Source organism: Nonomuraea sp. WAC 01424 (genome assembly GCF_003947315.1).
Taxonomy (GTDB): Bacteria; Actinomycetota; Actinomycetes; order Streptosporangiales; family Streptosporangiaceae; genus Nonomuraea; species Nonomuraea spiralis.
On sequence record NZ_QHHZ01000033.1, the window covers coordinates 1 to 22,408 of the forward strand.

At 73.3% G+C, this 22,408-nt stretch carries 16 protein-coding genes; 10 read left to right on the forward strand and 6 right to left on the reverse strand.

Annotated features, from left to right (window positions below):
* Window positions 1–145: 145 nt before the first annotated feature.
* On the reverse strand, window positions 146–829 hold the full coding sequence (locus tag DMB42_RS51170; protein ID WP_125649149.1) for a hypothetical protein: 684 nt from the start codon (window positions 827–829) through the stop codon (window positions 146–148).
* A gap of 314 nt (window positions 830–1,143) precedes the next feature.
* On the opposite strand from DMB42_RS51170, the gene DMB42_RS51175 reads away from it, so the two are divergent.
* The 3 genes from DMB42_RS51175 (at window position 1,144) to DMB42_RS51185 (ending at window position 3,157) form a co-directional block, all read left to right on the forward strand.
* Window positions 1,144–1,461: a helix-turn-helix transcriptional regulator gene (locus DMB42_RS51175; protein WP_185845314.1), complete on the forward strand. Its 318-nt coding sequence runs from the start codon at window positions 1,144–1,146 to the stop codon at window positions 1,459–1,461.
* A complete protein-coding gene (locus DMB42_RS51180) occupies window positions 1,458–2,036 on the forward strand; it encodes an SRPBCC family protein (protein WP_125649151.1) in 579 nt (192 codons plus the stop codon). The genes DMB42_RS51175 and DMB42_RS51180 overlap by 4 nt, the downstream gene beginning before the upstream one ends.
* Window positions 2,037–2,221: 185 nt before the next feature.
* Complete coding sequence (locus tag DMB42_RS51185; protein WP_125649154.1) at window positions 2,222–3,157, forward strand: carbohydrate kinase; 936 nt, start codon at window positions 2,222–2,224, stop codon at window positions 3,155–3,157.
* Window positions 3,158–3,170: 13 nt separating this feature from the next.
* Here DMB42_RS51185 and DMB42_RS51190 read toward each other — a convergent pair whose 3' ends face one another.
* The 5 genes from DMB42_RS51190 to DMB42_RS51210 all read right to left on the reverse strand — a co-directional run bounded on the left by DMB42_RS51190 (window position 3,171) and on the right by DMB42_RS51210 (window position 14,206).
* Window positions 3,171–5,753 carry a glycosyl hydrolase 2 galactose-binding domain-containing protein gene (locus DMB42_RS51190; RefSeq protein WP_125649156.1) on the reverse strand — a complete coding sequence of 861 codons (2,583 nt, stop codon included), beginning with the start codon at window positions 5,751–5,753 and terminating at the stop codon, window positions 3,171–3,173.
* 21 nt (window positions 5,754–5,774) lie between these two features.
* Window positions 5,775–7,331, reverse strand: a complete 1,557-nt coding sequence (locus DMB42_RS51195; RefSeq protein ID WP_125649159.1) for a beta-N-acetylhexosaminidase — start codon at window positions 7,329–7,331, stop codon at window positions 5,775–5,777.
* Window positions 7,332–7,392: 61 nt separating this feature from the next.
* A complete protein-coding gene (locus tag DMB42_RS51200) occupies window positions 7,393–11,451 on the reverse strand; it encodes a TIGR02680 family protein (RefSeq protein WP_125649162.1) in 4,059 nt (1,352 codons plus the stop codon).
* Window positions 11,448–12,647 (reverse strand): TIGR02678 family protein, encoded by a 1,200-nt coding sequence (locus DMB42_RS51205; protein WP_125649165.1) that lies wholly within the window; start codon window positions 12,645–12,647, stop codon window positions 11,448–11,450. The genes DMB42_RS51200 and DMB42_RS51205 overlap by 4 nt, the downstream gene beginning before the upstream one ends.
* A complete protein-coding gene (locus DMB42_RS51210; RefSeq protein ID WP_221762741.1) occupies window positions 12,644–14,206 on the reverse strand; it encodes a TIGR02677 family protein in 1,563 nt (520 codons plus the stop codon). The genes DMB42_RS51205 and DMB42_RS51210 overlap by 4 nt, the downstream gene beginning before the upstream one ends.
* 180 nt (window positions 14,207–14,386) lie before the next feature.
* On the opposite strand from DMB42_RS51210, the gene DMB42_RS51215 reads away from it, so the two are divergent.
* From DMB42_RS51215 to DMB42_RS51245, 7 genes are all read left to right on the forward strand, one after another.
* Window positions 14,387–14,806 (forward strand): SRPBCC family protein, encoded by a 420-nt coding sequence (locus DMB42_RS51215; RefSeq protein ID WP_125649168.1) that lies wholly within the window; start codon window positions 14,387–14,389, stop codon window positions 14,804–14,806.
* 78 nt (window positions 14,807–14,884) lie between these two features.
* On the forward strand, window positions 14,885–16,288 hold the full coding sequence (locus tag DMB42_RS51220; protein WP_260478425.1) for an alpha/beta hydrolase: 1,404 nt from the start codon (window positions 14,885–14,887) through the stop codon (window positions 16,286–16,288).
* Between the two features lie 142 nt (window positions 16,289–16,430).
* Entirely contained in the window at window positions 16,431–19,202 is a 2,772-nt protein-coding gene (locus tag DMB42_RS51225; protein ID WP_125649171.1) for a Na+/H+ antiporter subunit A, read from the forward strand.
* A complete protein-coding gene (locus DMB42_RS51230) occupies window positions 19,199–20,017 on the forward strand; it encodes a Na(+)/H(+) antiporter subunit C (protein WP_125649174.1) in 819 nt (272 codons plus the stop codon). Before DMB42_RS51225 ends, DMB42_RS51230 begins: the two co-directional genes overlap by 4 nt.
* A 21-nt stretch (window positions 20,018–20,038) precedes the next feature.
* A complete protein-coding gene (locus DMB42_RS51235) occupies window positions 20,039–21,607 on the forward strand; it encodes a Na+/H+ antiporter subunit D (RefSeq protein WP_125649177.1) in 1,569 nt (522 codons plus the stop codon).
* On the forward strand, window positions 21,604–22,146 hold the full coding sequence (locus DMB42_RS51240) for a Na+/H+ antiporter subunit E (RefSeq protein ID WP_125649181.1): 543 nt from the start codon (window positions 21,604–21,606) through the stop codon (window positions 22,144–22,146). The genes DMB42_RS51235 and DMB42_RS51240 overlap by 4 nt, the downstream gene beginning before the upstream one ends.
* Window positions 22,143–22,403 (forward strand): monovalent cation/H+ antiporter complex subunit F, encoded by a 261-nt coding sequence (locus tag DMB42_RS51245; RefSeq protein WP_185845316.1) that lies wholly within the window; start codon window positions 22,143–22,145, stop codon window positions 22,401–22,403. Before DMB42_RS51240 ends, DMB42_RS51245 begins: the two co-directional genes overlap by 4 nt.
* Window positions 22,404–22,408 lie beyond the last annotated feature (5 nt).

A 22,408-nucleotide genomic window follows, 5' to 3' on the forward strand; every position in this document is an offset into this window, starting at 1 on the left:
CTCGTCCAGATGCGGCAAGATCGCCTCGAGCTTCGCCTCCAGCATCCCCACAGTCTCCACCGACACGGCCATACCAGCCCATCGGGCCAGAACGGCAGATGCTACGGGTTATTGATCGGCAAGCCCTAACTTCCCGGCATTGCTTCTAGAGCCCCGCGATGTCGATCGCCCGGTCGAGGTACGCCTCCGTGTTCCCCGGCCAGAAGCGCTCGCAGGTGAGGTACTCCAGCGGGTCCCGCCGCCCGTCCGTCAGGAACTCGCGGGCCGCCCTGGGGTGGTTGGCGAGGGCGGCCATGACGCCCGCCATGGGGTCGCGTTCGTCCAGGGGAATGGCGCACATCGGCTGCGAGTCCGGATGGAGATTCCGCCAGTACGAGGAGCCGGGAGCCTGGCTTCGTTCGTAGTCGTAGGTCTTGGCGGCGAGATCGCGGAGGAACGGCTCGTCGAAACGTCCGTATCGCAGCAATTGTCCGATGGCGAAACCGGTTTCCGGTGTGTCGAGGTTTTCGAGCAGGCGATGGGTGTAAGGGGCCGAAATCCGCGCCGGACCGGGGGCGCGGGAGGCGGTGCCGAGGAGCGTGCTCAGGGCCTTGGCCAACCTGTCGAGGTTGGCGGACTGAATGGCGTGAGCGCGGCGCAGACCGGCCAGGAGGCTCTTGAGCTGGCGCGGCGGCATCACGCTGGCGAACGCCACGGCGAAGTCGGAATCGTTCCGGCGCTTTTCGAGTTCGGCCAAATCCTGGGAATCGATGGCGCCCTTCTTTCCCCCCGCTCCGCAGAACGACTGGACGAAGGAATCGTAACCATAAGAATGTTCGGACAGCGCCACCCCAAAATCTCCCCATAAACACGACATATCCTGACACTTAATCCCTCCACACAAACACACGCAGCACAAATCACCCACCCCGAGCGCACATCACGAAGAGATAACATTAGCGATCCCGAAAGCCCGCCCGGACCGACCGGAACCCACTCCAGTACGAGACCTCCCACCACCGCGCCACGCATGCGGCGCTCGGAGCCGAGATGCCACTACAGGGTGGAGGCGGCGGCCGGAGGTGGGCAGGCGGACTTCGGGCGGGGCGCACCGATGAGCGTGTATGCCTTGACAGGTATATGCCGGTTGCGGAATATGAAGGCATGTCCGTGGATGCGTTCTCCGTGCTCTCCGAGCCGACCCGGCGTCGGATTCTCGATCGACTCCGGGTGGCCGAGAGCAGCGTGAACGAGCTGGTCCAGGCGCTCGACGTCAGCCAGCCCACGGTGTCCAAACAGCTGAAGGTGCTCAGGGAGGCCGGTTTCGTCACCTGCCGTACCGAGGCGCAGCGGCGGATCTACCGCATCCACGCGGGCCCGTTCCGTGCGCTGGACGACTGGCTTCAGCCGTATCGGGCCCTGTGGGACCGGCATCTCGACGCTCTCGAACGCCATCTCGACAACCTGGAGGAGACGTCATGACCTCTGACGCGTACCGTCCGAGCCCGCCGGCCCAGGTCGGCAGCGAGGCGGCGGGAGACCGCTGGACCCTCGTCCTCGTCCGCGATCTGCGTCATCCGCCGGAGAGGGTGTGGCGGGCGCTGACCGAGCCGGGGCAGCTCGCCGCGTGGGCGCCGTACAGCGCCGACCGTGATCTTTCCGAGGCGGGCGGCCTGACCCTCACGATGATCGACGACGAGAAGCCCCAGGACATGGAGGCCGAGGTCGTCCGTGCCGAGCCGCCGACGCTGCTGGAGCACACGTTCGGCACCGACCTGCTGCGCTGGGAACTGGCGGCGACCGGCACCGGCACCCGGCTGACGTTGCGGCACACCGTCCAGGAGCGGGACTGGCTGCCGAAGGTCGCGGCCGGCTGGCACATCTGCCTCGACGTGGCCGAGAAGCTGCTCGAAGGCCGTCCGATCCCGCCGATCCGGGGCGCCGCCGCGATGAACTTCGGCTGGTCGGAACTCAACGACCAGTACGCGCGGACGTTCGGCGTCCCCGCCACCGGCCTGCCCGACCACCTGAAGGACGACGAGGACGACGCATCCTGACCGGCGCTCTTCCGGAAGACGCGGCGTCGCGACGGGCGTGGCGGCTCTGAGGAGATGGCGGCTCTGAGGAGATGGCGGCTCTGAGGAGATGGCACGTCGCCATCTTGTGGGGCGTGGGCTGGGATGATGGGGTTCGGGGCGGGGGGCTTGGGTCGGAGTGAGTGAGTTCCAGGGAGGCGGGGTCGGTGATCGCTGTTCTGGGTGAGTGCGTGGCCGATGGTTTCACCGGCGCGGACGGGGAGGCCGGGCGGGGGGAGCTCGGGTTGCGGGTGCTGCCCGGCGGCGGCCCCGCCAACACGGCCGTGGCGCTCGCCCGCCTCGGCACCCCCACCCGCTTCCTCGGGCGCGTCTCGGGTGACGTGTTCGGGGCGCTGTTCCGTGACCGGCTGACGTCCTCGGGGGTGGATCTGTCGGCGGCCGTCGAGGCGGCCGAGCCGAGTACGCTCTCGGTCGCCGCGCTCGACGACGACGGCGGGGCCGCTTACACCTTCTACGCCGGCGGCACCGCCGACTGGCAGTGGAGCGCCGAGGAGCTCGACCCGGCCAGGCTGGGCCCGGCCACCTGCCTGCACACCGGGTCGCTGGCGCTGGTCAGGGAGCCTGGGCGGGCGGCCGTCGAGGAGTTCGCGCGGCGGGCCGCGGCGCGGGCCACCGTGTCGGTCGATCCCAACGTGCGTCCCAGCCTGGCCGCCCGTGAGGACTACCAGGTCGAGCGCTGGTGCCGGTGGGCCGACGTACTCAAGCTCAGTGACGACGACCTGCGTTTCCTGATGCCCGGCGCGTCCGTGGAACGGGCCTGCGACACCTGGCACGCCGCGGGGGCCCGGCTCGTGGTGGTCACCCGGGGGGCGGCGGGTGCGCTGGTGTCCCTCGACGGTGAGCGGGCCGAGGTACGGGCGCCGCGGGTCGAGGTCGTCGACACGGTCGGCGCCGGCGACTCCTTCACCGCCGGGCTGCTGCACGACCTGGGCGCGCGTGGCCTGCTCGGCGGGCGGCTCGACGGCCTCGACCTGGAGACCGCCGTGGCCGCCGCGTCGTTCGCGGCCCGGGTGTCGGCGCTGACCTGCTCGGTGGCGGGCGCGAACCCGCCCTGGGCCCAGGCGCTCGCCACCGTTCGATGAGCTCGGCGCGGGATCAGGGTATGGGGATCGTGGTGGCCGGGAGGTTGTAGCCGCGTACCCGTAGTGCCGGTTGGTGGCCGCCGAGGTCGGCCGTCCGGTACGTGGCCGTGATCGTCGTGCTCTCCCCCGGCCACAACGTGACGTAGTTGTCGCTGTAGAGGACCGGTACGACCTCGCGCCCGTCCGCGACCACCTCCGGCCGTACGAGGAAGGCCAGGCCGGCGGGGTTGGTCAGGGTGATCGTGACCGTCTCGGAGCCGCCGGACACGGTACGGGCGGCGGTGGCGGCGACGTTCGCGGCCGGCAGGGTGTTCAGGCCGGTCAGGTCGGCGTACGTCTTCGGCGTGGTGCGGTACCAGTTGCTCTTGTTGCCGAGTGTGTCGGGCGAGGTGGAGTACCAGTAGACGTTGTCGCTGATCGTCGCCCCGGCGGCGTCCTTGAGCTGGAGCCTGATCAGGTACGTCCGCGACAGCCCGGTCACCGCCGGGACCGTCAGCACCTGGACGCCCGCGTTGGCCGTCGCGGTGACCGGCGCCGAGGCGGTGTACTTGCGGACCAGGTCCGGCAGGTTGTGCACGGAAACCGTGGCGGTCAGGCCCGAGCGCGTGGTCAGGGTCGAGTTGACCACGTGGACGGCCCGGGTGAGGTAGTCGTAGGCGATGTGCACGGGCTCGGTGGCCTTCTTGGCGCCGAAGTAGCCGCCGCCGGGCTTGAGGTAGTAGTCGTAGAGGTTCCAGTGCACCGACGGCCAGGCGTTGTTCAGCATCCAGAAGATCGACCCGAACGAGCGCACGTGCTGCCTGGCGCTCCACGCCTCGAAGAACGCGCGGGCGTTCTCGTAGTTCTGCGCCTCGGACTTGCGGGACTGGTCGGCGGCGGAGGTGGCGGTGCCGTAACGCTTGTTCAGGCCGGTGGTGTAGGGGGCGATGGTGTCGAAGACGCTGCCGGGTTTGCCCGCGTGGTAGTTGTAGGCCGTGCCGATGGGCCAGACGTCGGCGGGGGCCAGGAAACGTTCCAGCGTCTCCAGGGGCGGCGGCGACTCGGTGCCCTCCTCCCCCGTGCTGCCGAACGCGCCGCCGCTCTTGCTCTCGTCCCACCACAACACCGGCGGCTCCCACACGTACGGGCCGTCCATCTTCATGCCCGCGTCGGCGTTGGACCAGGTGGCGACGTTGTCCAGGGTCGGGTTCTGCCAGTGCAGCGCGGCGGCCACACTCTTGTACGCGGCCAGGTGAGCGGCCGTCGGCGGCTGGTCGCTGCCGTAGGTCCACAGGAACGCCGAGGCGTGGTGGCGCAGCGAGCGCAACTGGCTGTCCAGCGACTCGCGGGCGACCCGCTCCTGCTCGGCGGTCCAGGCGCTGTCGTCCTCCCAGGCGCTGCAGCAGACGAAGCCGGGCATGACCAGGACTCCCGCCCTGTCGGCCAGGTCGTACAGCTCCTCGTTGCCGAGGGTGCCCTCCAGCCGGATGGTGTTGAGGCCCATACCCTTGACGTAGTTGACGTGGGCGGCGTTCGTCCGGGTGTCCCAGCGCTGCATCAGGTCCCACACGTAGCCGCCGCCGCGCAGCAGGATCGGCCGGCCGTTGATCTTGTAACCGGCGAAGGAGGTGCCGTTGACGGTGGTGCGGTAGTCGGTGACCTCGCGGATGCCGAAGTCGATCGACTTGCTGTCGGAGGCGCCGGCGCTGACCGTCAGCCGGTACAGCTCGGGGCTGCCGAACTGGTACGGCCACCACAACACCGGATCATCGACGTGGACGGGCGCGAAGGCGATCTCCCTGCGCTCGTGGGCGGCCAGGGTGACGTTCTGGGAGAAGGCGAGGTCCGGCCGGCCCGCCTTGGTGATCGTGCCGCTGACCGTGGTGGTGACGGGCGCGCCGGTCGCGTTGACGGCGTCCACGTAGACGGCCAGGTCGGCGGCGGCGCCGGACAGGGTCGTCCGGACGTACGGGTCGCGCAGGGCCACCGGGCCGGTGGTGTCCAGCAGGGTCGTGTTCCAGATGCCCGCGTTCATGTCGGGGGCCTCGGGGTTCCAGTCGACCGTGCAGGCGGACAGGTCCTTGCAGTCGTGGCGCGGCGGGGTGACCCTGACGGCCAGCGCGTTCGCCGCGCCCGGCCTGATCGCGGCGGTCGCGTCGTACTCGTGGGCGACGAACGTGCCCACCGCGGCGGCGTCAAGCTGCACACCGTTCAGCCAGATCTGGGCGCGGTAGCTGAGGCCCTTGAAGCGCAGCCAGTACACCTGCCCGGGGGCCGTGGCGGGGGCGGTGAACTCGCCGCGGAACCACCAGTCCTGGGTGGTCAGGTCGGGCACGTTCTTGAGGTTCTGGCCGAAGTAGACGTTCTGGTAGACGCCGTTCGCGACCAGCCCGGCCAGCACGGTCGAGGGCAGGGTGACCGGGTTCCAGCCGGTGGTGGCGTACCCGGGCAGGGAGATCGCCGCGCCGCCGTCGGCGAGGCCGGTGGCCGGGCGCAGCGCCCAGCCCGAGGCCAGTTCGGTCGAGCCGGCCGCCGCGACGGCGCTGCCGGCGCTCACCACCCCCGAGGCGAGCGCCGCGACGAGCACGGCCAGGACGCATCTGATCGATCGGGACATGCGCAGCTCCTGAGGGGGCTCCTAAGAACCGGAGGGCCAGGCGATCTGGGTGGAGCGGTAGTAGGCGATCCCCATGACGCGCCAGCGCGGGCCCTGCGCCCCGAGCCGCTGCCGGAACGCGGTCCAGTCGTGCGTGGCGTACGGGGACCAGGCCAGCTCGGCGAGAGCGGGAAGGCGCGGGAAGGCCATGTAGTCGATGTCGGCCGGCGTCCTGATCGTCTCGGTCCACAGCGGCGCCTCGACGCCGAGCACCTGCTCGGGCGGGAGCCTCCGGAGGTAGGCGCCGGGGTTCCAGCCGTAGGCGTCCTTGACCTCGATCAGGCCCGCCCAGGTCTGCCCGAGCGGGGTGCGCCGGTTGTACTTCATGTCCAGGTACGTGCGGGCGGACGGCGACATGACGACCTTCCTGCCCGCCGTCGAGACCGCCGTCTCCGTGGGGTCGCTGCCCCAGTACTGGACGAGCGTGGTGGGCAGCGGGGTGGCCTTGACGACGTCGTGCCAGCCCATCACGGTCTTGCCGTGGGCGGCCACGATGCCCTGCACCCGGTCCACGAACGCCTTGTAGTCGGCGGGCGCGGTGGAGGCCGCCTCGTCCCCGCCGATGTGGAGGTACGGGCCGGGGGTGAGCGCGGCCAGCTCGCCGATCACCTGGTCGACGAAGGTGTAGGTGATCTCCTTGGACGTGCACAGCGAGCTGAACCCGACGTCGGTGCCGGTGTACAGCGGCGGGGCGACGCCGTCGCAGGTGAGCTGGCCGTAGGAGGCGAGGGCGGCGTTGGTGTGCCCCGGCATGTCGATTTCCGGAACTACGGTGATATTTCGGGCGGCGGCGTACGCGATGATCTCCTGGTACTGGGCCTTCGTGTACGAGCCGCCGGGGTCGCCGCCCACCGCCGTACTGCCGCCGTAGGAGGCCAGCCGGGGCCAGGAGTCGACGGCGATGCGCCATCCCTGGTCGTCCGACAGGTGCAGGTGCAGGTAATTGATCTTGTAGAGCGCGATCTGGTCGAGGTACCGCTCGACCGCGCTCACCGGGAAGAAGTGCCTGGCCACGTCCAGCATCGCGCCCCGGTACGGGTAACGCGGCCGGTCCACGATCCGCCCGCCCGGCACCGGCCAGGGCCCCGGCTGCACGGTGGCCGCGTCGGCCGCGTACGGGAGCAGCTGCCGCAGCGTCTGCACCCCGTTGAACAGCCCGGCGGCCCGGTTGGCCAGCACCACGACGCCGGTGGCGGTCACGTCGAGCTGGTACGCCTCGTCCCCGCCGGCCACCTCGCCCAGCCGCAGGGTGATCCCGTCGGCCGGCGGGGCGGTCACGATCGGCACCGGGTAGCCGGTCGAACGGCGCAACTGCCGCGCGAGCTGCTCGCCCACCTCCGGCGCCTCGGAGTACACGGCCGTCGCGGCGGTGATCAGGTACGTCACCCCCGCCGCCGGGACCGCGCTCACCGGCGCGGGCACGATCGCCCCGAAGGCGACGGTGGCGGCCGCCGTGGCGCTCGGCGAGACGGTCACCGACGCCGAGACCGACGTGGCCAGCAGGGTCGTCAGCACGACCGCAGCGGTGCGGATCTTCATGACCGCCTCCCGTGGGTTGCCCCCACCATACGGACGCGATCGCTGGTAGTAAAGAACCTTTCTAATCAAGGGTCTCCGTGGGGACCGTACGGTAGCCGTTCCAGACGAACCGGGCCGTGGTCACCGCGTCGTCGCCGTCGCCGGTGATGAGCTGGTGGATCGCGATGCCGTCCAGCTCGCGGTATTCGCACCACTCGTGGTCGGAGGTGAGCACGAGGTCGAGGCCGAGGTCGACCAGCAGGTCGAAGACCTGGCCGCGGTTGGTCCGGTCGACGCCCACGAACACCTCGTCCAGCAGGATGAACCGGGGGCAGCCGGGGTCGGTCCGGTAGTGGGCGGCCACGGCGGCGAACAGCGGCAGGTGCAGGGCGATGGCCTTCTCGCCTCCCGACAGCGCGCCGTGCAGCTTCCTGGTCAGGTCCTGCCAGCCCTGGCCGTCGCCGCGGTCGAGGCGTACCACGAAGCGGTGCCAGGCCGTGTAGTCCAGCACCTTCATGAGCTGGTCCTCCCAGCCGGCCGAGGAGTTGTCGGCGCGCGCCTCCTCGACGCGGTCCCTGAAGAAGGCGTACAGGGCCTCGCGGTCGGCCTCGCCCAGCCCGGCCGGGTCGCGCAGCAGCAGGTCGCGGGCCGCCCGGGTGGCCGCCGACTGGGTGGGATCGACCTGCCACACCAGGCGTACCGCGACCCGCGAGGCCGTGCGGACACGTTCGAGCCGCTGGTTCATGCCCTCGACCAGCGCGGCGGCCTGCCTGATCCGGTCGGCCAGGTGGCGCCGCGTGTCACCGGCCAGCGTTCGGTCGAACAGGTCGCGTTCGGCCTCGGTGATGTCGCGCCGCCGTTCGTCGCGCTCGCCGCGCAGCGCCGCGCCGAGCGCGGCGGCCCCGGCCCGTACGCCGCCGGCGGAGGCCGTCAGCACCTGCGCGTCCTCGTCGGGGGCCAGCTCCAGCTCGGCCCGGCCGGCCAGGATCTCCCTGGCGTGGTGGAAGGCGTCCCGCAGGCGCGCCTCGGCCTCCCTGACGTGCCGCTGCTCGTACGGCACCGCCGCGAGCCGTACGGCCACGTCGCCGGCCGCCTCCAGCACCGCCCGCACCCCGGCGTCGGGGGCGAGCCCGGCCGGGACGTCGGCGTCCGCGGGCAGGTGGCCGGCCAGCAGGCGCCGGAACCGCTCGCCGACCGCCTCGCGCGCGCGTCCGGCCTCGGCGTGTTTCTCCTCGGCCTGGCCCAGCTCGCCCCTGAGCCGGCCGAGCCGGGCGTTGAGCCTGGCCGTCTCGTCGTGGACGGACCTGATCAGGCGGCGGCAGCCCTGGTAGGCGGTCTGGACGTCCTGGAGCCGGCCGAGCACGTCCAGATGCTCGGCGCCGGCCGCGCTCTCGACGGCAGTCAGCTTCTCGGCCAGCACGACGGCCGCGTCGGCGGACTCCTCGGCCCGGTCCATGGCGCGTACGGCGAGGTCCTGGTACTCGCGGGCGGTCTCGGCCGCCTGCCCGGCGCGTGCCCTGGCCGCGCGGGCGTCGCCGCGCCGGTCGTGCCAGACGGCCCCGGTGGTCTCGGCGGCGCGCAGGGCCGCCTCCAGCTCGTCGAGCGCGGGCCGCCCGGCGGGCAGCGCGTGCCGGGCGGCCGGTTCCGTCAGCCGCCGCAGCGACCTGGCCGCCTCCTTCTCCCGCTCGTGCAGGCGCTGCTCGTGCGCGCTGAGCTCGTCCTCCAACAGGGCGACCTTGCCCACGGCCTCGTCCAGCGCCCGCGCGGCCCCGGCGTACGGCCGCCTGTCGGGCCGTCGCCGCAGCTCGGCGGCGAGCGTGTCGCGGTCGCCCGCCAGCACCCTGAACAGGTGGTCGCACTCGGCGATCGTGCCGGCCAGGTCGGCGAGCCGGTCGTCCAGCTCGGCGACGCGGCGGCGCATGGCCCGTTCGCGGGCGGCCTCGCCGAGGTAGGAGGGCTCCGGCTTGACCCAGCGCCCGATGGCCGGGCCGAGCCGCCAGGTGCCGTCGGCGCCGACGACGGCGGGGTGGTCGACGCCGAGCGCGGTGGGGGCGAAGGCGACCGCCGCCAGCACCCGGTCGGTGGACGGCGGCCCGCCCGGCTCGGTGAACAGCACGTCGGCCAGGCTGTAGCCGGGCGCGGGCCGGGCCTGCGCGGCGACCGCGAAGGCGTCGTGCTCGCCGGGGTCGATGCCGCCGTCGGGCAGCAACCACAGGTCGAGCAGGCCCGAGGCTTCGAGCGCCGCCTCGACGCCCGCCTGCGTGACGGGATCGACGCCGGAGCGGAAGGAGAGTGCCCGCCACAGCGGCATGCCGGGCCGTCCGGACCGGGAGGCGGGGCGGGCGGGCGAGGGGGGCGGCTCCAGCACGGTCCGCTCGGCCAGGCGCTCGCGTTCGCGGGCCAGCTCCGAGCGTTCGGCGTGCAGCCGGTCGCGCAGGCCCGTCAGGTGGTGCTCGCGGGCGGCCAGCCGGACCGCGGCCGCCGTACGGGCCGCGCCGACCAGCTCGTCGGCCTGCTCGGACCGGTCGGCCAGGGCCGCCAGCTCCTCGGCGTCGAGCCGGAGGTGGGCGCAGCCGCGGGCCCACTCCTCCAGGGCGGCGGCCAGGTCGCGGGCACGTTCGTCGCGGTTCGAACCGGCCCGTTCGTGGGCGGCGATCGCCTCGGCCAGGTCGTCGCGGACGCGGTCGCGGTCGTGCTCGGCGGCGGTACGGCGGCCGATCGCCTCCTCGTGCTCGACGGCCGCCTGCCTGACCTCGCGGAGCTGGCCGGTCCGGCTGGTCACGGCGGCCCGCAGCAGCTCGCGGGCACGGCGTACGGACTCCTCGCCGTCGTCGCCCCGCTCTTCCGGCGAGCCTGCGGGCTCGGGCACCGGGCGTTCGCACTCCAGGTGGACCGAGAGCAGCCCGGCGCGTTCGGCGGCGCGGCGGGCCTCGGCGCGGGCACGGTCGGCCAGGCCGGTGGCGGCGCGGGCGGCGGCCGCCGCGCGCAGCGACGACTCCTGCCTGGCCGACGCGGCCCGGGTGGCCGCCCCGGCCTGGTCGCGCAGCCGCGCCGCCGACTCGTGCGCCTCCCGCGCCTGCGTGCGCAGCCGGTGCAGGTCGCCCTCCGACCGGTACGCCTGGCTCTCCTTGAGCCCGTCGAGCTGCGCGGCCAGGGCCAGCTCCTGCGCCTCCTCCTCCGACAGCCGTACGGCCGCGACGGCCAGCTCGTCGTCGGCCTGCCGGAGCGCCTCGCGCTTGGCCTTGGCCTCGGCGGCGAGGGTGTCCACGGCCTGACCGGCGGACAGGACGGCCGCCGCGGCGGCGCGCAGCAACTTCTGGGCGTAGCCGCGCTGGGCGGCGGCGAGCCGGTCGGCCTCCTCGACGTCGCGGTCGAGCAGGCGCAGCTCCTCACGGCGGCGGTCGAGCCGTTCGAACCCTTCGGCGATCTCGTGGATCTCGCCCTCGCCGAGCGGCGGCAGGGCGCTGGACAGCAGGTCGGACAGCAGTCCGGGGTCGAGGCGTTCGGAGAGCTTGGGGGTGCGGAGCTGGCGCAGCGCGGTGAGCAGGCAGTCGTAGCGCTGCTCGTTGAGCGCGGCGTAGAGGGTGTGGCGGACGACCTCGCGGTAGGCGTCGGCGGACTCGTGGACCGTCCCGTCCTCGCCGAGCTCGTCGCCGAGCTGGGCCCTGGTCAGCGGCTGGCCGCCGTCGCCGGCGAGCCGGACGCCGCCGGGCAGGCCGATCCGGGAGCCGGTGGTGAAGTAGGCGGCGGTGACGTTCTTGGTGTGGGCGGTGGCCTGGAGCCGGGCGCCGCAGGTGAACCAGCGGCCGTCGGCGTGCCGGAACTCCAGCCACACGTAGCCGACGCGGGTGAGGCCGGTGGCGCCGTCGCCCATGAGGTTCCAGTGCATGGTCCGCTCGGTGCCGCCGAACGTGGACAGCCGGCTCGGCTTCAGGCTGGCGTCCAGCACGTACGGCAGCAGGAGTTCGAGCACCTTGGACTTGCCGCTGCCGTTGGGCCCGCGCAGCAGCAGCCTGCCCCGGTGGAACTCGAACACCTCGTCGTAGTAGCGCCACACGTTGAGGATCCCGGCGCGTACGGGGGTCCAGCGCCGTTCCATGCCCGGGGCGGCGGGGGCGGGCGTGAGCTCGGTGAGGGTCATGCGTCCTCCGTGTCGGCCGGGCCGCGATCGACCCGGTAGCGGGCTCCGGCGGGCAGGGCGGCCACCCGGTCGCCGGTACGGCGGGCCAGCCCGAACATGGCGAGAACCTCCAGCGCGTCGGCGGCCAGCCTGGGCGCGCCCCCGTCCGACCGGTACGCCCCGGCCCACCGGGGGAAGCGCCGCAGCAGCTCGGCGGCCTCCTCGTCGAGCCGGCCGGCGGCCAGCGGACCGGCGGTGACCAGCAGGTCGAGCAGGAGCAGGGCGGCGACCTTGGCGTGGCTGCCGTCGTCGGGGAACCGCGTGTCGGTGGCGGTCGCCTCGGGATCGACGAGCAGGAGGCCCTCGGCGCGCTCCTCCAGCACGAACCCGGCCTCCTCGGCGGCCCTGCGGATCATCCGGCGGCCGGCCGGCGAGTCGGCGTAGGCGGCCTGGGCGGGGGTCAGCTCGTCGCGGTAGACGACGGGCTCGTCGAGCAGGCGGCGCAGCAGGGAGTGGCGGGCCCACAGAGCGCGCTGGGTCTCGGTCGGCTCGCCGCCGCCGTACCGGGCCTCCACGGTCAGGTCGGTCGGATCGGTCGCGCCGGTCGGGGCGGGGAGGCGGGAGGGCGGGACGGGGGCGGCGAGGAGCCGGACCACGCGGGTGGTGTCCACGCGGTAGAGCACCTTGGCGTCCTCGTCGCCGAGGTAGGCGTCGGTGTCGCCGTCGGCGGCGGTGATCGCGCCGTGCTGTTCGAGCAGTTTGAGCGCGTCGACGAAGGCGGCCCGCTCGTCGGCGCTGACCGGGTCGAACGCGGGCACCCCCGGCTCGACCGCCGCCGCCTGGACCACCCGCCGGGCCAGCATGCCGATCGTGGTGACCGGCGAGGCGAGCAGCTCGGCCGCGCACAGGCACAGCAGCGTGTACCGGCGGCGGTCGAACGGCGCCCCACCGGCACGGCGGCGGCGGGCCGGGCGGGTGGCCGTCGGCCGCGACCCGACCTTGACCAGGCGCGCGTAGCCCTCGCGCGGCTCCACGACCAGCCGCCAGCCGCAGAAGTAGTCGAACCACCGGGTCAGCGGCTCCCGCCGTTTCCCGATCACCGCGAAGGCGGCGGGCTCGTCGTGCGCCGACAGGAACGGCCGGGCGAGGAGGGTCCTGATCGCGCGGGCGATCTCCTCCTTCTCCGCCCGGACGAGCTGGTTGGCCAGGCTGCTCATGTCCCCTCGGCCCTCCGGTGGTCGTGCCCGCCCTTGGAACGCACGTCGAGCAGGTAGTCGGGGCCGCGGAACCAGCCCTCGGACGTGCGCAGCACCGCGACGGCGCCGTCGTCCGGGGCGCGCAGCACGACCTCGACGCGGCCGTCGGAGGTGACGGCCCGCCGCAGGCCGGTGGCGTCGGGGGGCGCGGCGAGGGCGCGGCCCAGCAGGTCGAGCAGCCTGCCGAAGGTGTCGTGGTCGAGCGCGCCGAGCCGGGACAGGCGCAGCGCGCCGGTGGTGGCCAGCGCCTCCCAGGCGGCCTCCAGCCCGGCGCGTTCCTTCTCCGCCCGCGCCCGGCGCTCGGCGCGCAGGGCCGCCACGTCGCGCACCCGCCCGGTACGGCCCATGCGCTCGGTCGTGCCGCGCGAACGCAGCAGCGCCGAGACCGCGACCGGCCCGGCCTCGGCCCAGGACGCCCCCGCCGGGACGAGCTCGGCGTCGGCGTGCCCGAGGTGGGCGTGGCGGGCCGGGCCGAGCCCGAAGGCGGCGTCCCAGAGCCGGTGGGCGTCGTCCTCGCCCGGCGTGGTGGCGAACCAGCGGGCCAGCGCGCGGAAGTCGGCGGCGGCGCCGGAGGAGGGGCGGCCCGCGCAGGTGACGCGGTCGAGGAGCTCGAGCAGGGAGACGATGGCCGCGCGGGCGGCCTCGCGCAGCCGCCGCAGCCGGGGTTCGGCGCCGCTCGCCGGGTCGGGATCGAACCACAGGCGTAGCTCGTCCCAGGCGGCGGTGCGGGCGGCCAGCCAGGGGGTGACGAGGTCGGCGCCGGGGAGCCGTGGCAGGTCGGCGCCGGCCAGGGCGCGGGTGTGCAGGACGCCGACGCCGCGCCCGGCCACGCCGCGCAGCGCCCGCGCGATGGTCTCGCCGCGCTGGTCCAGTCCGGTGACGAACTCCTGGAGGTAGGCGACGGTGGCCGTACCGGTCTCGTGGAACGTGCCAAGGTCCGAGCTCTCGGCGCGCAGCAGCCGGCGCAGGCCGCCGTTGAGGCGTACGGTGTCGTGCCGCAGCCCGTCGAGGTGGCTCTCCAGCTCCCGCAGGCAGGTGAACACCCGCCGGTCGCGGCCGGGGTCGGGGTCGGCCAGCAGGGCGTCCAGCTCCTCCAGCCGGTCGGCGACGGCGTCGAGCACGTCGGTGTGCACGGCGGTGTGCAGCGCGTCCGCCGAGGTCAGGGTCCGCGTCGCGTGCCGCAGTCCGGCGAAGGCGGCCTCGCCGCGGGCGGTCAGCGTGTAGCGCAGGTTCCGGCGTTCGTACTCCTCGGCGGTCGCGAAGCCGGCGGCGTGGTTGAAGATCACGTCGAGCAGCCGCCAGCCGGCGAGCTGCTCGAGCGCGGTGGTGAGGTCGTGGTCGGCGACGGGGGCGTACCAGCCGGACGCGCGCAGCCGGACGCGCAGCTCGCCGGCCGTCAGCTCGGGCTCCAGCCGCTCGGCGGCCGTGCCGAGGACGTGGAGGAGGGCCGTGTGCAGGTCTGCCCGCTCTGTGGTGGCGAACCGGAACATCTCCGGCGGCACTCGTGGCAGCTCCGCCATCGCCCCGCTCTCCCCTCTCACCGCGCTTTCACCGGAGCCACCGTAGCCGGAGAGACGGGCCCCGCGGGGGCCGGTTTGCGAGCAGATGCCACGGGTATGGTCGCCGCGTTCGGCTGCCCGCGGCAGGCGGCTCGGTCCGCGCCCGACACGGCGGCATTCGGGGGGATTCGGGGGCGTGTGATGGCGGAGATCGAGGCGACGCGCGCGATGCCGGCCGACAGCATGATCGTGTTCGGGGTCGCGTCCGACGTCGATCTGATGGACCGGTGGCTGCCGCAGGGGTTGTGGGTCGGCGACGGCGGGGCGGGCACGGTCGAGGCGGGCGGCGAGCTGATCCCGGGGAGCGGCCGGCACGAAGGGCTGTTCCGCGCCCAGGAGGAGCAGCTCCGGGTGGAGTGGGGCGGCCGCGACCACCCCGACTACGCGGGCTGGTTGCAGGTGTCCGACTCGGCGGCCGGTACGAGCGAGGTGACCGTGCATCTGTCCCTGCTCGACGAGCCCGACTCCGGGGCCAGGGCCGGCGAGGTGCGCGAGCTGCTCGGCCGTTCGCTCGACCGGCTGGTCGAGGAGGTCGAGCGCCGGGTCTCCGAAGGCGGCTGACCCCGGGGCGCCCCTTGCAAGTGATCTGTTCCACCGTGCTTAAAGGGGCTCGCAAGGCATGCCGGTCAGCTTGTGGTTATGCGACGTTTAATCACCATTATTTCGCCCGTACTCGCAGGTCTGATCGCCGCCGCCGGACTGTCCGGCGCCGCGCGGGCGGCCACGCCGGCCGGGCTCGACGCCTATTACGGTCAGCGCCTGGCCTGGTCGGGGTGCGGCAGCGGGTTCCAGTGCGCGAAGTTAACCGTCCCGCTGGACTATGCCAAGCCCGGCGGCCGGCAGATCAGGATCGCGATGGTACGGCTGCCCGCCACCGGCCGCAGGACCGGCTCGATCGTGCTGAACTTCGGCGGTCCCGGCGGCGCCGGCGCGACCCTGTTGAAGGCCGACAAGAACGTCATGTCCGCCGCCGTGCGGCAGCACTTCGACGTGGTCAGCTTCGACCCGCGCGGCGTGGGCGCCTCGGCCCCGGTACGCTGCCTGTCCCCCCTCGGCCTGGACGCCTACTTCGCCGCCGACCCCACCCCCGACAACGCCGCCGAGATCAGGCGGGCCAAGGCGTGGACGAAGATCTTCGCCCAGGGCTGCGCGGCCAACTCCGGCAAGCAGCTCCTCGCGCACGTCGGCACCGGCGAGGTCGCCCGCGACCTGGACGTGATGCGGGCCGCGCTCGGCGACGCGCGCCTGACCTACTTCGGCTTCTCCTACGGCACCTACCTCGGCGCCCGCTACGCCGACCTGTTCCCCACCAGGATCCGGGCCATGGTGCTCGACGGCGCCGAGGACCCCGGCCAGACGCTGGCCGAGTTCGGCGCGGCGCAGGAGCGCGGGTTCCAGGTGGCGCGCGAGTCGTTCCTGCGTGACTGCTTCAGGGCCAAGGACTGCCCCTTCCCCAAGCACACCGTCGCCGCCGCGGCCAAGCGGCTGGAGGCGCTCTACCGGCGGGCCGACCGGGCGCCGCTGCGCAACGACGGTGACAGCAGGCAGGTCAACGAGGCCATCCTGCGGGCCGGCGTCAACCAGGCCATGTACGCCAAGGACAGCTGGCCCTACCTGCGCCAGGCGCTCACCCTCGCCTTCAGGGGCGACGGCACCGCGATGCTCGCCCTCGCCGACGTCAACCACGGACGCCGTCCCGACGGCAGCTACGACAACAGCACCGAGGCGCTGGCGGCGGTCAACTGCCTGGACCATCCCGAGCAGCGGTGCGCGTACTGGCCGGTCAAGGGCAAGCGCTTCACCAAGAAGGTGCGCGCCCACGGGTCGCCGCCGATCGTGGTGGTGGGCACGACGCGCGACCCGGCCACGCCGTACGAGCTGGCCAGGCGGCTGGCCGGGCAGCTGGAGAACGGCGTGCTGCTGACCCACGACGGCGACGGGCACACGGCGTACAAGGCCGGTTCGTCCTGCCTCGACCGCCAGATCGACCGGTACGTGATCACGGCGCGGGCGCCGGGTCCCGGCGCCTGCGCGAAGGTCTGAGGCGCGCCCGGTCCCTCACCCGCTCATGCGCGGGTGAGGGACTGGTGACGTTCGGGTCAACCCCGGACGTGCCTGCGCGGCCCGGGCCACCGGGCGGGAGAGATTGGGCGGACGTAGCCGGAAATTCCCGCCCGAGGAGCCCATGGAGTCGCTGCTGATCCTGCACGCGCTCGCGGCGGTCTGCGCTCCCTGGCTGGCCGCGCGCATGGGCCGGAACTCCCTCCTGCTGCTGGCCCTGGCACCCGGCGCCGGTTTCGTGTACACGGTGTGGCTGGCGGTGCGGGGGCTGCCGGCGCGGGAGGACACCCGGTGGGCGCCCGCGCTCGGGCTGGAGCTGTCCTTCCGGGCCGACACGCTGACCGTGCTGATGATGACGCTGGTCACCGGCGTCGGCGTGCTGGTCCTGGTCTACAGCGCGCGCTACGTGCCGGCCGGCGACGACGGCCTCGGCCGCTACGGCGGCGCGATGACCGCCTTCGCCGGGTCGATGCTGGGGCTGGTGACCGCCGACAACCTGTTCCTGCTGTACGTGTTCTGGGAGCTGACCACCGTCTTCTCCTACCTGCTGATCGGCTACCACCCCGAGAGCCGGGCCAGCCGGCGGGCGGCGATGAAGGCCCTCGTGGTGACCACGCTGGGCGGGCTGGCGATGCTGGCCGGGTTCGTGCTGGTCGGGCAGGCGGCGGGCACGTTCCAGATCTCGGCGGTCATCGCCCGGCCGCCGCAGCCGGGGCCGCTGGCCGCCGGGCTCGTACTGGTCCTGACCGGGGCGCTGGCGAAGTCGGCGATCTTCCCCTTCAGCACGTGGTTGCCGGCCGCGATGGCGGCGCCGACGCCGGTCTCGGCGTACCTGCACGCGGCGGCCATGGTCAAGGCCGGGGTGTACCTGGTGGCCAGGCTCGGCCCGGCGTTCGGGGACGTGCCGCTGTGGCGGGCGGTCGCGGTGCCGCTCGGGGTGCTGACCATGTTGCTGGGCGGCTGGCGGGCGCTGCGCGAGACGGACCTGAAACGGCTGCTGGCCTACGGCACGGTCAGCCAGCTCGGCTTCCTGATCACCTTGTTCGGCTCGGGGAACGGCGGCGCGGCCCTGGCCGGGACCGGCATGCTGGCCGCGCACGCGCTGTTCAAGGCCGCGATGTTCCTCGTCGTGGGCGTCGTCGACCATTCGGCGGGCACACGCGATCTGCGGGAGCTGAGCGGGGTCGGCCGGTCGATGCCGTGGGTGTGCGCGGTCGCGGTGCTGGCGGGCGCGTCGATGGCGGGGTTGCCGCCGTTCGCCGGGTTCGCCGGGAAGGAGGCGGCGCTGGAGGCGCTGATGGGCGAGCCGGTCGTGCTGGCGGGGGTGGTGGCGGGGTCGGCGCTGACGGCGGCGTACACGCTGCGGTTCCTGTGGGGGGCCTTCGCCGCCAAGCCGGGGCTGGCGGCCACGCCGACTCACCGGCCGGCGGCGGCCACGTTCGCGCCCCCCGCGCTGCTGGCGGTGCTCGGCCTCGTGCTGGCGCCCTTCGCCCCCTGGTTCGGCGGCGCGATGTCGGGCTACACCGGCACCTTCCGCGATCCGGGGCACGACACGCACCTGGCGATCTGGGCCGGGTTCTCGCCCGCGCTGCTGCTGTCGGCCGTGGCGCTGGCCGGCGGCGTGCTGCTGTTCCTGGCCAGGGAGCCGGTGGCCAGGGCGGGGACGGCGCTGCACGTGCTGGACTCGACGCAGATCTTCTGGTCGGCGGTGCGCCGCCTGGACCGCTTCGCCATCCAGGCCACCGGCTTCCTCCAGCGCGGTTCGCTGCCCGACTACCTGCTGCTCACGCTGGCCGCCACGACCGGCGTCGGCCTGTTCGCCGTCCTCTACGGCGGCCTGCCCCGCCTGGACGTGCCCGTCGTCGCCTGGGACCGCGTGGAGCAGCCGGTGCTCGCCGTCCTGATCACCGCGGCGGCGGCGCTGGCGCTGTTCGCCCGCGCCTACATCCTGCTGGCCGTGCTGATCGGCCTCATCGGGTACGGCACCGCGCTGCTGTTCCTCGCGCACGGCTCGCCCGACCTGGCGCTGACCCAGTTCCTGGCCGAGACGCTGAGCCTGGTGGTGTTCGCCCTGGTGTTGCGGCGGCTGCCGGTGAGGCCGGTCAGGGCCCGGTTGCCGCGCCTGTTCCGGCTCGCGCTCGGGCTGGCCGTGGGGGTGGTGGTGACCGGGGCGGGCATGCTGGCCATGAGCGCGCGCAGCACGTGGGCCGTCGGGTCGCTGATGCCGGCCGCGGCGCGCGCGGCCGGGGCGCGCAACATCGTCAGCGCGATCATCCTCGACATCCGGGCCTGGGACACGATGGGCGAGAGCACGGTGCTGGTCGTGCTGACGCTGGGCGTGACGAGCCTGGTGTTCCTGCGGCGCAGGACGTACGAGATCGAGCGGGACGACCGCGGGCGGGTGCCCGCCGAGCGTACGCGCTGGCTGGCCTCGACGCTGCCGCGCGGGCAGCGGGCGGTCGCCTTCGAGGTGGCGGCCAGGCTGACCTTCCACACGGTGCTGGTGTTGTCGGTGTTCCTGCTGTTCATCGGGCACAGCGGGGTCGGCGGCGGGTTCGCGGGCGGCATCGTGGCCGGGCTGGCGATCACCGTGCGCTACCTGGCCGGCGGCCGGTGCGAGCTGGCCGCGGCGGTCCCCGTCCACGCGGGCGTGCTGATGGGCGTCGGGCTGACGATGTCGACCGCCACCGCCCTGGCCGGGTTGCTGTTCGGACGGGCGGCGCTGGAGATGTTGTCGGCCGACGTGCACGTTCCGCTGGTCGGCAGCCTGCACGTGTCCACGGGTCTGCTGTTCGACCTCGGCGTGTACGTCTCGGTCACCGGCATGGTCCAGGACGTGCTGCGCGGGCTCGGCGCCGAGCTGGACCGGCAGGTCGAGGCCGAGGAGGGCTCGTGACGATCTCCCTGGTGCCGTTCCTGTGCTGCTGCGTGCTGATCACGACGGGCGTGACGCTGCTGCTGGAGCGGAGCCTGGTACGGGTGCTGGCCGGTGTCGTCGTGCTGGGCAACGGCGTGAACCTGCTGATCGTCACCGCCGGGGGCGACGCGGGCGGCCCGCCGATCCTGGGCGTCACGCCGGTGCGGGACATGGCAGATCCGCTGCCGCAGGCGATGGTGCTCACCGCCATCGTGATCACTTTGGGCGTGACGTCGTTCGTGCTGGCCATGGTGCACCGGACGTGGCAGCTCACCGGCAGCGACGAGGTGCAGGACGACACCGAGGACCGGCGCGTACGGCTGCGGGCCAGGCGCGGCGAGCTGAGCCACGCGCTGCGCGCCCGGCAGGACGACTACCGGCGGCTGGTCGTGGAGCAGCGGGCCGAGCTGGCCCGGCTGGAGGCCGAGCAGGCCGAGCGGGAGCGGCTGGAGGAGGGCGACCTGGAACGGCGCATCGCCCGCGTGCACACCGAGCTGGAGGGGTGGATGCGCGACGGGATGGCCGAGGGGCTGTCGGAGGAGGAACTGCAACGCGGCTTCGAGGAGGCCGCGCTGCGCGAGGAGCCCCCGGCCGGGGGCAACGTGGAACGCATCGAGGAGCTGCGGCGCGAGCACACCCGGCGGCGGGCCGAGCAGGAGGACCGAGAGAAGGAGCTGCGGCAGCGGATCAGGGCCAGGCAGCGCGACGCCCGCAGGCAGATGCGCTCGGCCCTGCGCGCGGAGCGGGCCCGTCAGGCGCTCGCGCACGATCCCGAGCTGAAGGGCGACGACTAGTGGCCGGTACGGGGCGGGCGCATGGGTGACCTGGTCGAGCTGCGCGGGCTCGTGTGCGTGCCGGTGCTGCTGCCGCTGCTGGCGGCCGGGATCAAGCTGGCGATCGGCGGCCGGCTGCGGCATCTGCAGTCGGCCATCAGCGTGACCACGCTGGGGATCTCGCTGGCGGTGTCGGTGTTGCTGCTCGCGCACGCCGACGCGCACGGCCCGCTGGTGACCGAGCTGGGCGGCTGGCGCTCGCCGATCGGGATCTGCCTGGTGGCCGACCGGCTCTCGACACTGGTGCTGGTGGTGTCGTCGGCGGTGACGCTCTGTGTGATGGTGTACTCGATCGCCAGCGCCCACGACGAGGCGGAGCACGACGCGCCGATGGCGATCTTCCATCCGGCGTTCCTGGTGATGGTGGCGGGCGTGGCGGACGCGTTCCTGGCCGGTGACCTGTTCAACCTGTTCGTGGCATTCGAGATGTTGCTGAGCGGTTCGTCCGTTTTGCTCACGTTCGGCGGGACCGAGTCCCGGACGCGGGCGGGGGCGACGTACACGCTGATGGCGCTGGCGTCCTCGATGTTGTTCCTGATCGCGCTGGCGGTCGCCTACGGCGCGACGGGCACGTTGTCGCTGGCGCAGCTCGCCGAGCGGTTCGGCACGCTGCCGGAGCCGGTCAAGCTGCTGGTCGAGCTGACGCTGCTGCTGGCGTTCGCGATCAAGGCGGCGATCTTCCCGGTGTCGGCGTGGTTGCCGGACTCCTACCCGACCGCGCCCGCCCCGGCCACGGCCGTGTTCGCCGGGCTGCTCACGAAGGTCGGCGTGTACTCGATCATCCGGCTGGAGGCGCTGCTGTTCCCCGGCGGGCCGGTCTCCACGCTGCTGATGTGGGCGGCGCTGGCCACGATGCTGGCCGGGGTGCTGGGGGCGGTGGCGCAGACCGACATCAAGCGCATGTTGTCCTTCACGCTGGTCAGCCACATCGGGTACATGGTGTTCGGGGTGGGGCTGTCGACGGTGGCGGGCCTGGCGGGCGCGGTGTTCTACATCGTCCACCACATCACCGTGCAGACGAGCCTGTTCCTGGTGACCGGGCTGATCGAGCGGCGCACCGGCACCACGTCGGTGAGCCGGCTCGGCGGCCTGATGAAGACCGCGCCGGTGCTCGGGGTGCTGTTCTTCGTGCCCGCGATGAACCTGTCGGGCATCCCGCCGATGTCGGGCTTCCTGGGCAAGCTGCTGCTGGTGCAGGCCGGGCTGGCCAAGGGCGGGCCGGCGGCGCTCGTGCTGGTGGCGGGCAGCCTGCTCACGAGCCTGCTCACGCTGTACGCGATCGCCAAGACGTGGGGCAAGGCGTTCTGGCGCGAGCCCCGGGAGGACCGGCTGGGCCAGGTGCTGGAGAGCGAGGAGGAGACGGGTGAGGAGCCGGTGGTGACCACGACCGCGCTGCCGCCCGTGCTGCTGGGCGCGACGGCGGCGCTGGTGGCGCTCGGGTTGTCGTTCACGGTGCTGGCCGGGCCGCTGGCGGCGCTGACGCAGCGGGTGGCCGCGGAGCTGAGCCTGCGCCAGACCTACATCACCGCGGTGCTGGGGACACGGCGGTGAGCGAGAGGCTGCTCGCGCCGCGGCTGTTCGGCCGCCGGGTGCCGCTGCCGCTGGTGGCGTGGCTGACGCTGGTGTGGGTGACGCTGTGGGGCGAGCTGTCCGTGGGGAACGTGCTGGGCGGGCTGGCGACAGCGCTGGTGGTGACCTGGCTGCTGCCGCTGCCCGTCCTCGATCCCGGGATCAGGGTGCGTCCGCTGCCGCTGGTGCGGTTCCTGGTGTGGTTCGGCTGGGACCTGTTCCTGTCGACCGTACGGGTGGTGCAGTGGGTGGTACGGCCCGGCGATCCGCCCACGTGGCTGGTCCGGGTACGGCTGCGCACGTCCTCGGAGTCGATGACCGTGATGATCATGGTGGCGCTGTCCACGGTGCCCGGGAGCCTGGTGGTGGAGGCGTACATGGACAGGAAAGAGCTGATGCTGCACGTTCTCGGCATGGCCGGAGAGGGTGTCCCCGACGCGGTGCGGCGGGACGTGGCCGGGCTGGAGTCGCGGATCGTGGCCGCGTTCGGGACCCGCGCGGACCGGGAGGAGCTGCGGTGACGGCGGTGTACCTGGTGACGGTCGGGCTGCTGGGGTGCGGGGCGGCGGCGGCGTTGTGGCGGGTGGGCCGCGGGCCCTCGATGCTGGACCGGGCGGTCGCCCTGGACGTGCTGACGTCGCTGGCGATGTGCGGGGTGGGGCTGTTCGCAGTGGTCACGGACGACTATTCGGACCTGCCGGTGCTTCAGGTGCTGTCGCTGCTGGGGTTCGTCGGGTCGGTGTCGCTGGCCCGGTTCTTCCCGGGGCGGTCGCGGTGAGCGGG

Bases quoted from the DNA above. Each gene is read 5' to 3' on its own strand.
- DMB42_RS51210 (WP_221762741.1), bottom strand. From the start codon at position 14,206: ATGGCGGAGCTGCCACGAGTGCCGCCGGAGATGTTCCGGTTCGCCACC.
- DMB42_RS51225 (WP_125649171.1), top strand. From the start codon at position 16,431: ATGGAGTCGCTGCTGATCCTGCACGCGCTCGCGGCGGTCTGCGCTCCC.
- DMB42_RS51195 (WP_125649159.1), bottom strand. From the start codon at position 7,331: ATGAAGATCCGCACCGCTGCGGTCGTGCTGACGACCCTGCTGGCCACG.
- DMB42_RS51190 (WP_125649156.1), bottom strand. From the start codon at position 5,753: ATGTCCCGATCGATCAGATGCGTCCTGGCCGTGCTCGTCGCGGCGCTC.
- DMB42_RS51215 (WP_125649168.1), top strand. From the start codon at position 14,387: ATGGCGGAGATCGAGGCGACGCGCGCGATGCCGGCCGACAGCATGATC.
- DMB42_RS51180 (WP_125649151.1), top strand. From the start codon at position 1,458: ATGACCTCTGACGCGTACCGTCCGAGCCCGCCGGCCCAGGTCGGCAGC.
- DMB42_RS51235 (WP_125649177.1), top strand. From the start codon at position 20,039: ATGGGTGACCTGGTCGAGCTGCGCGGGCTCGTGTGCGTGCCGGTGCTG.
- DMB42_RS51220 (WP_260478425.1), top strand. From the start codon at position 14,885: ATGCGACGTTTAATCACCATTATTTCGCCCGTACTCGCAGGTCTGATC.
- DMB42_RS51175 (WP_185845314.1), top strand. From the start codon at position 1,144: ATGTCCGTGGATGCGTTCTCCGTGCTCTCCGAGCCGACCCGGCGTCGG.
- DMB42_RS51205 (WP_125649165.1), bottom strand. From the start codon at position 12,647: ATGAGCAGCCTGGCCAACCAGCTCGTCCGGGCGGAGAAGGAGGAGATC.
- DMB42_RS51200 (WP_125649162.1), bottom strand. From the start codon at position 11,451: ATGACCCTCACCGAGCTCACGCCCGCCCCCGCCGCCCCGGGCATGGAA.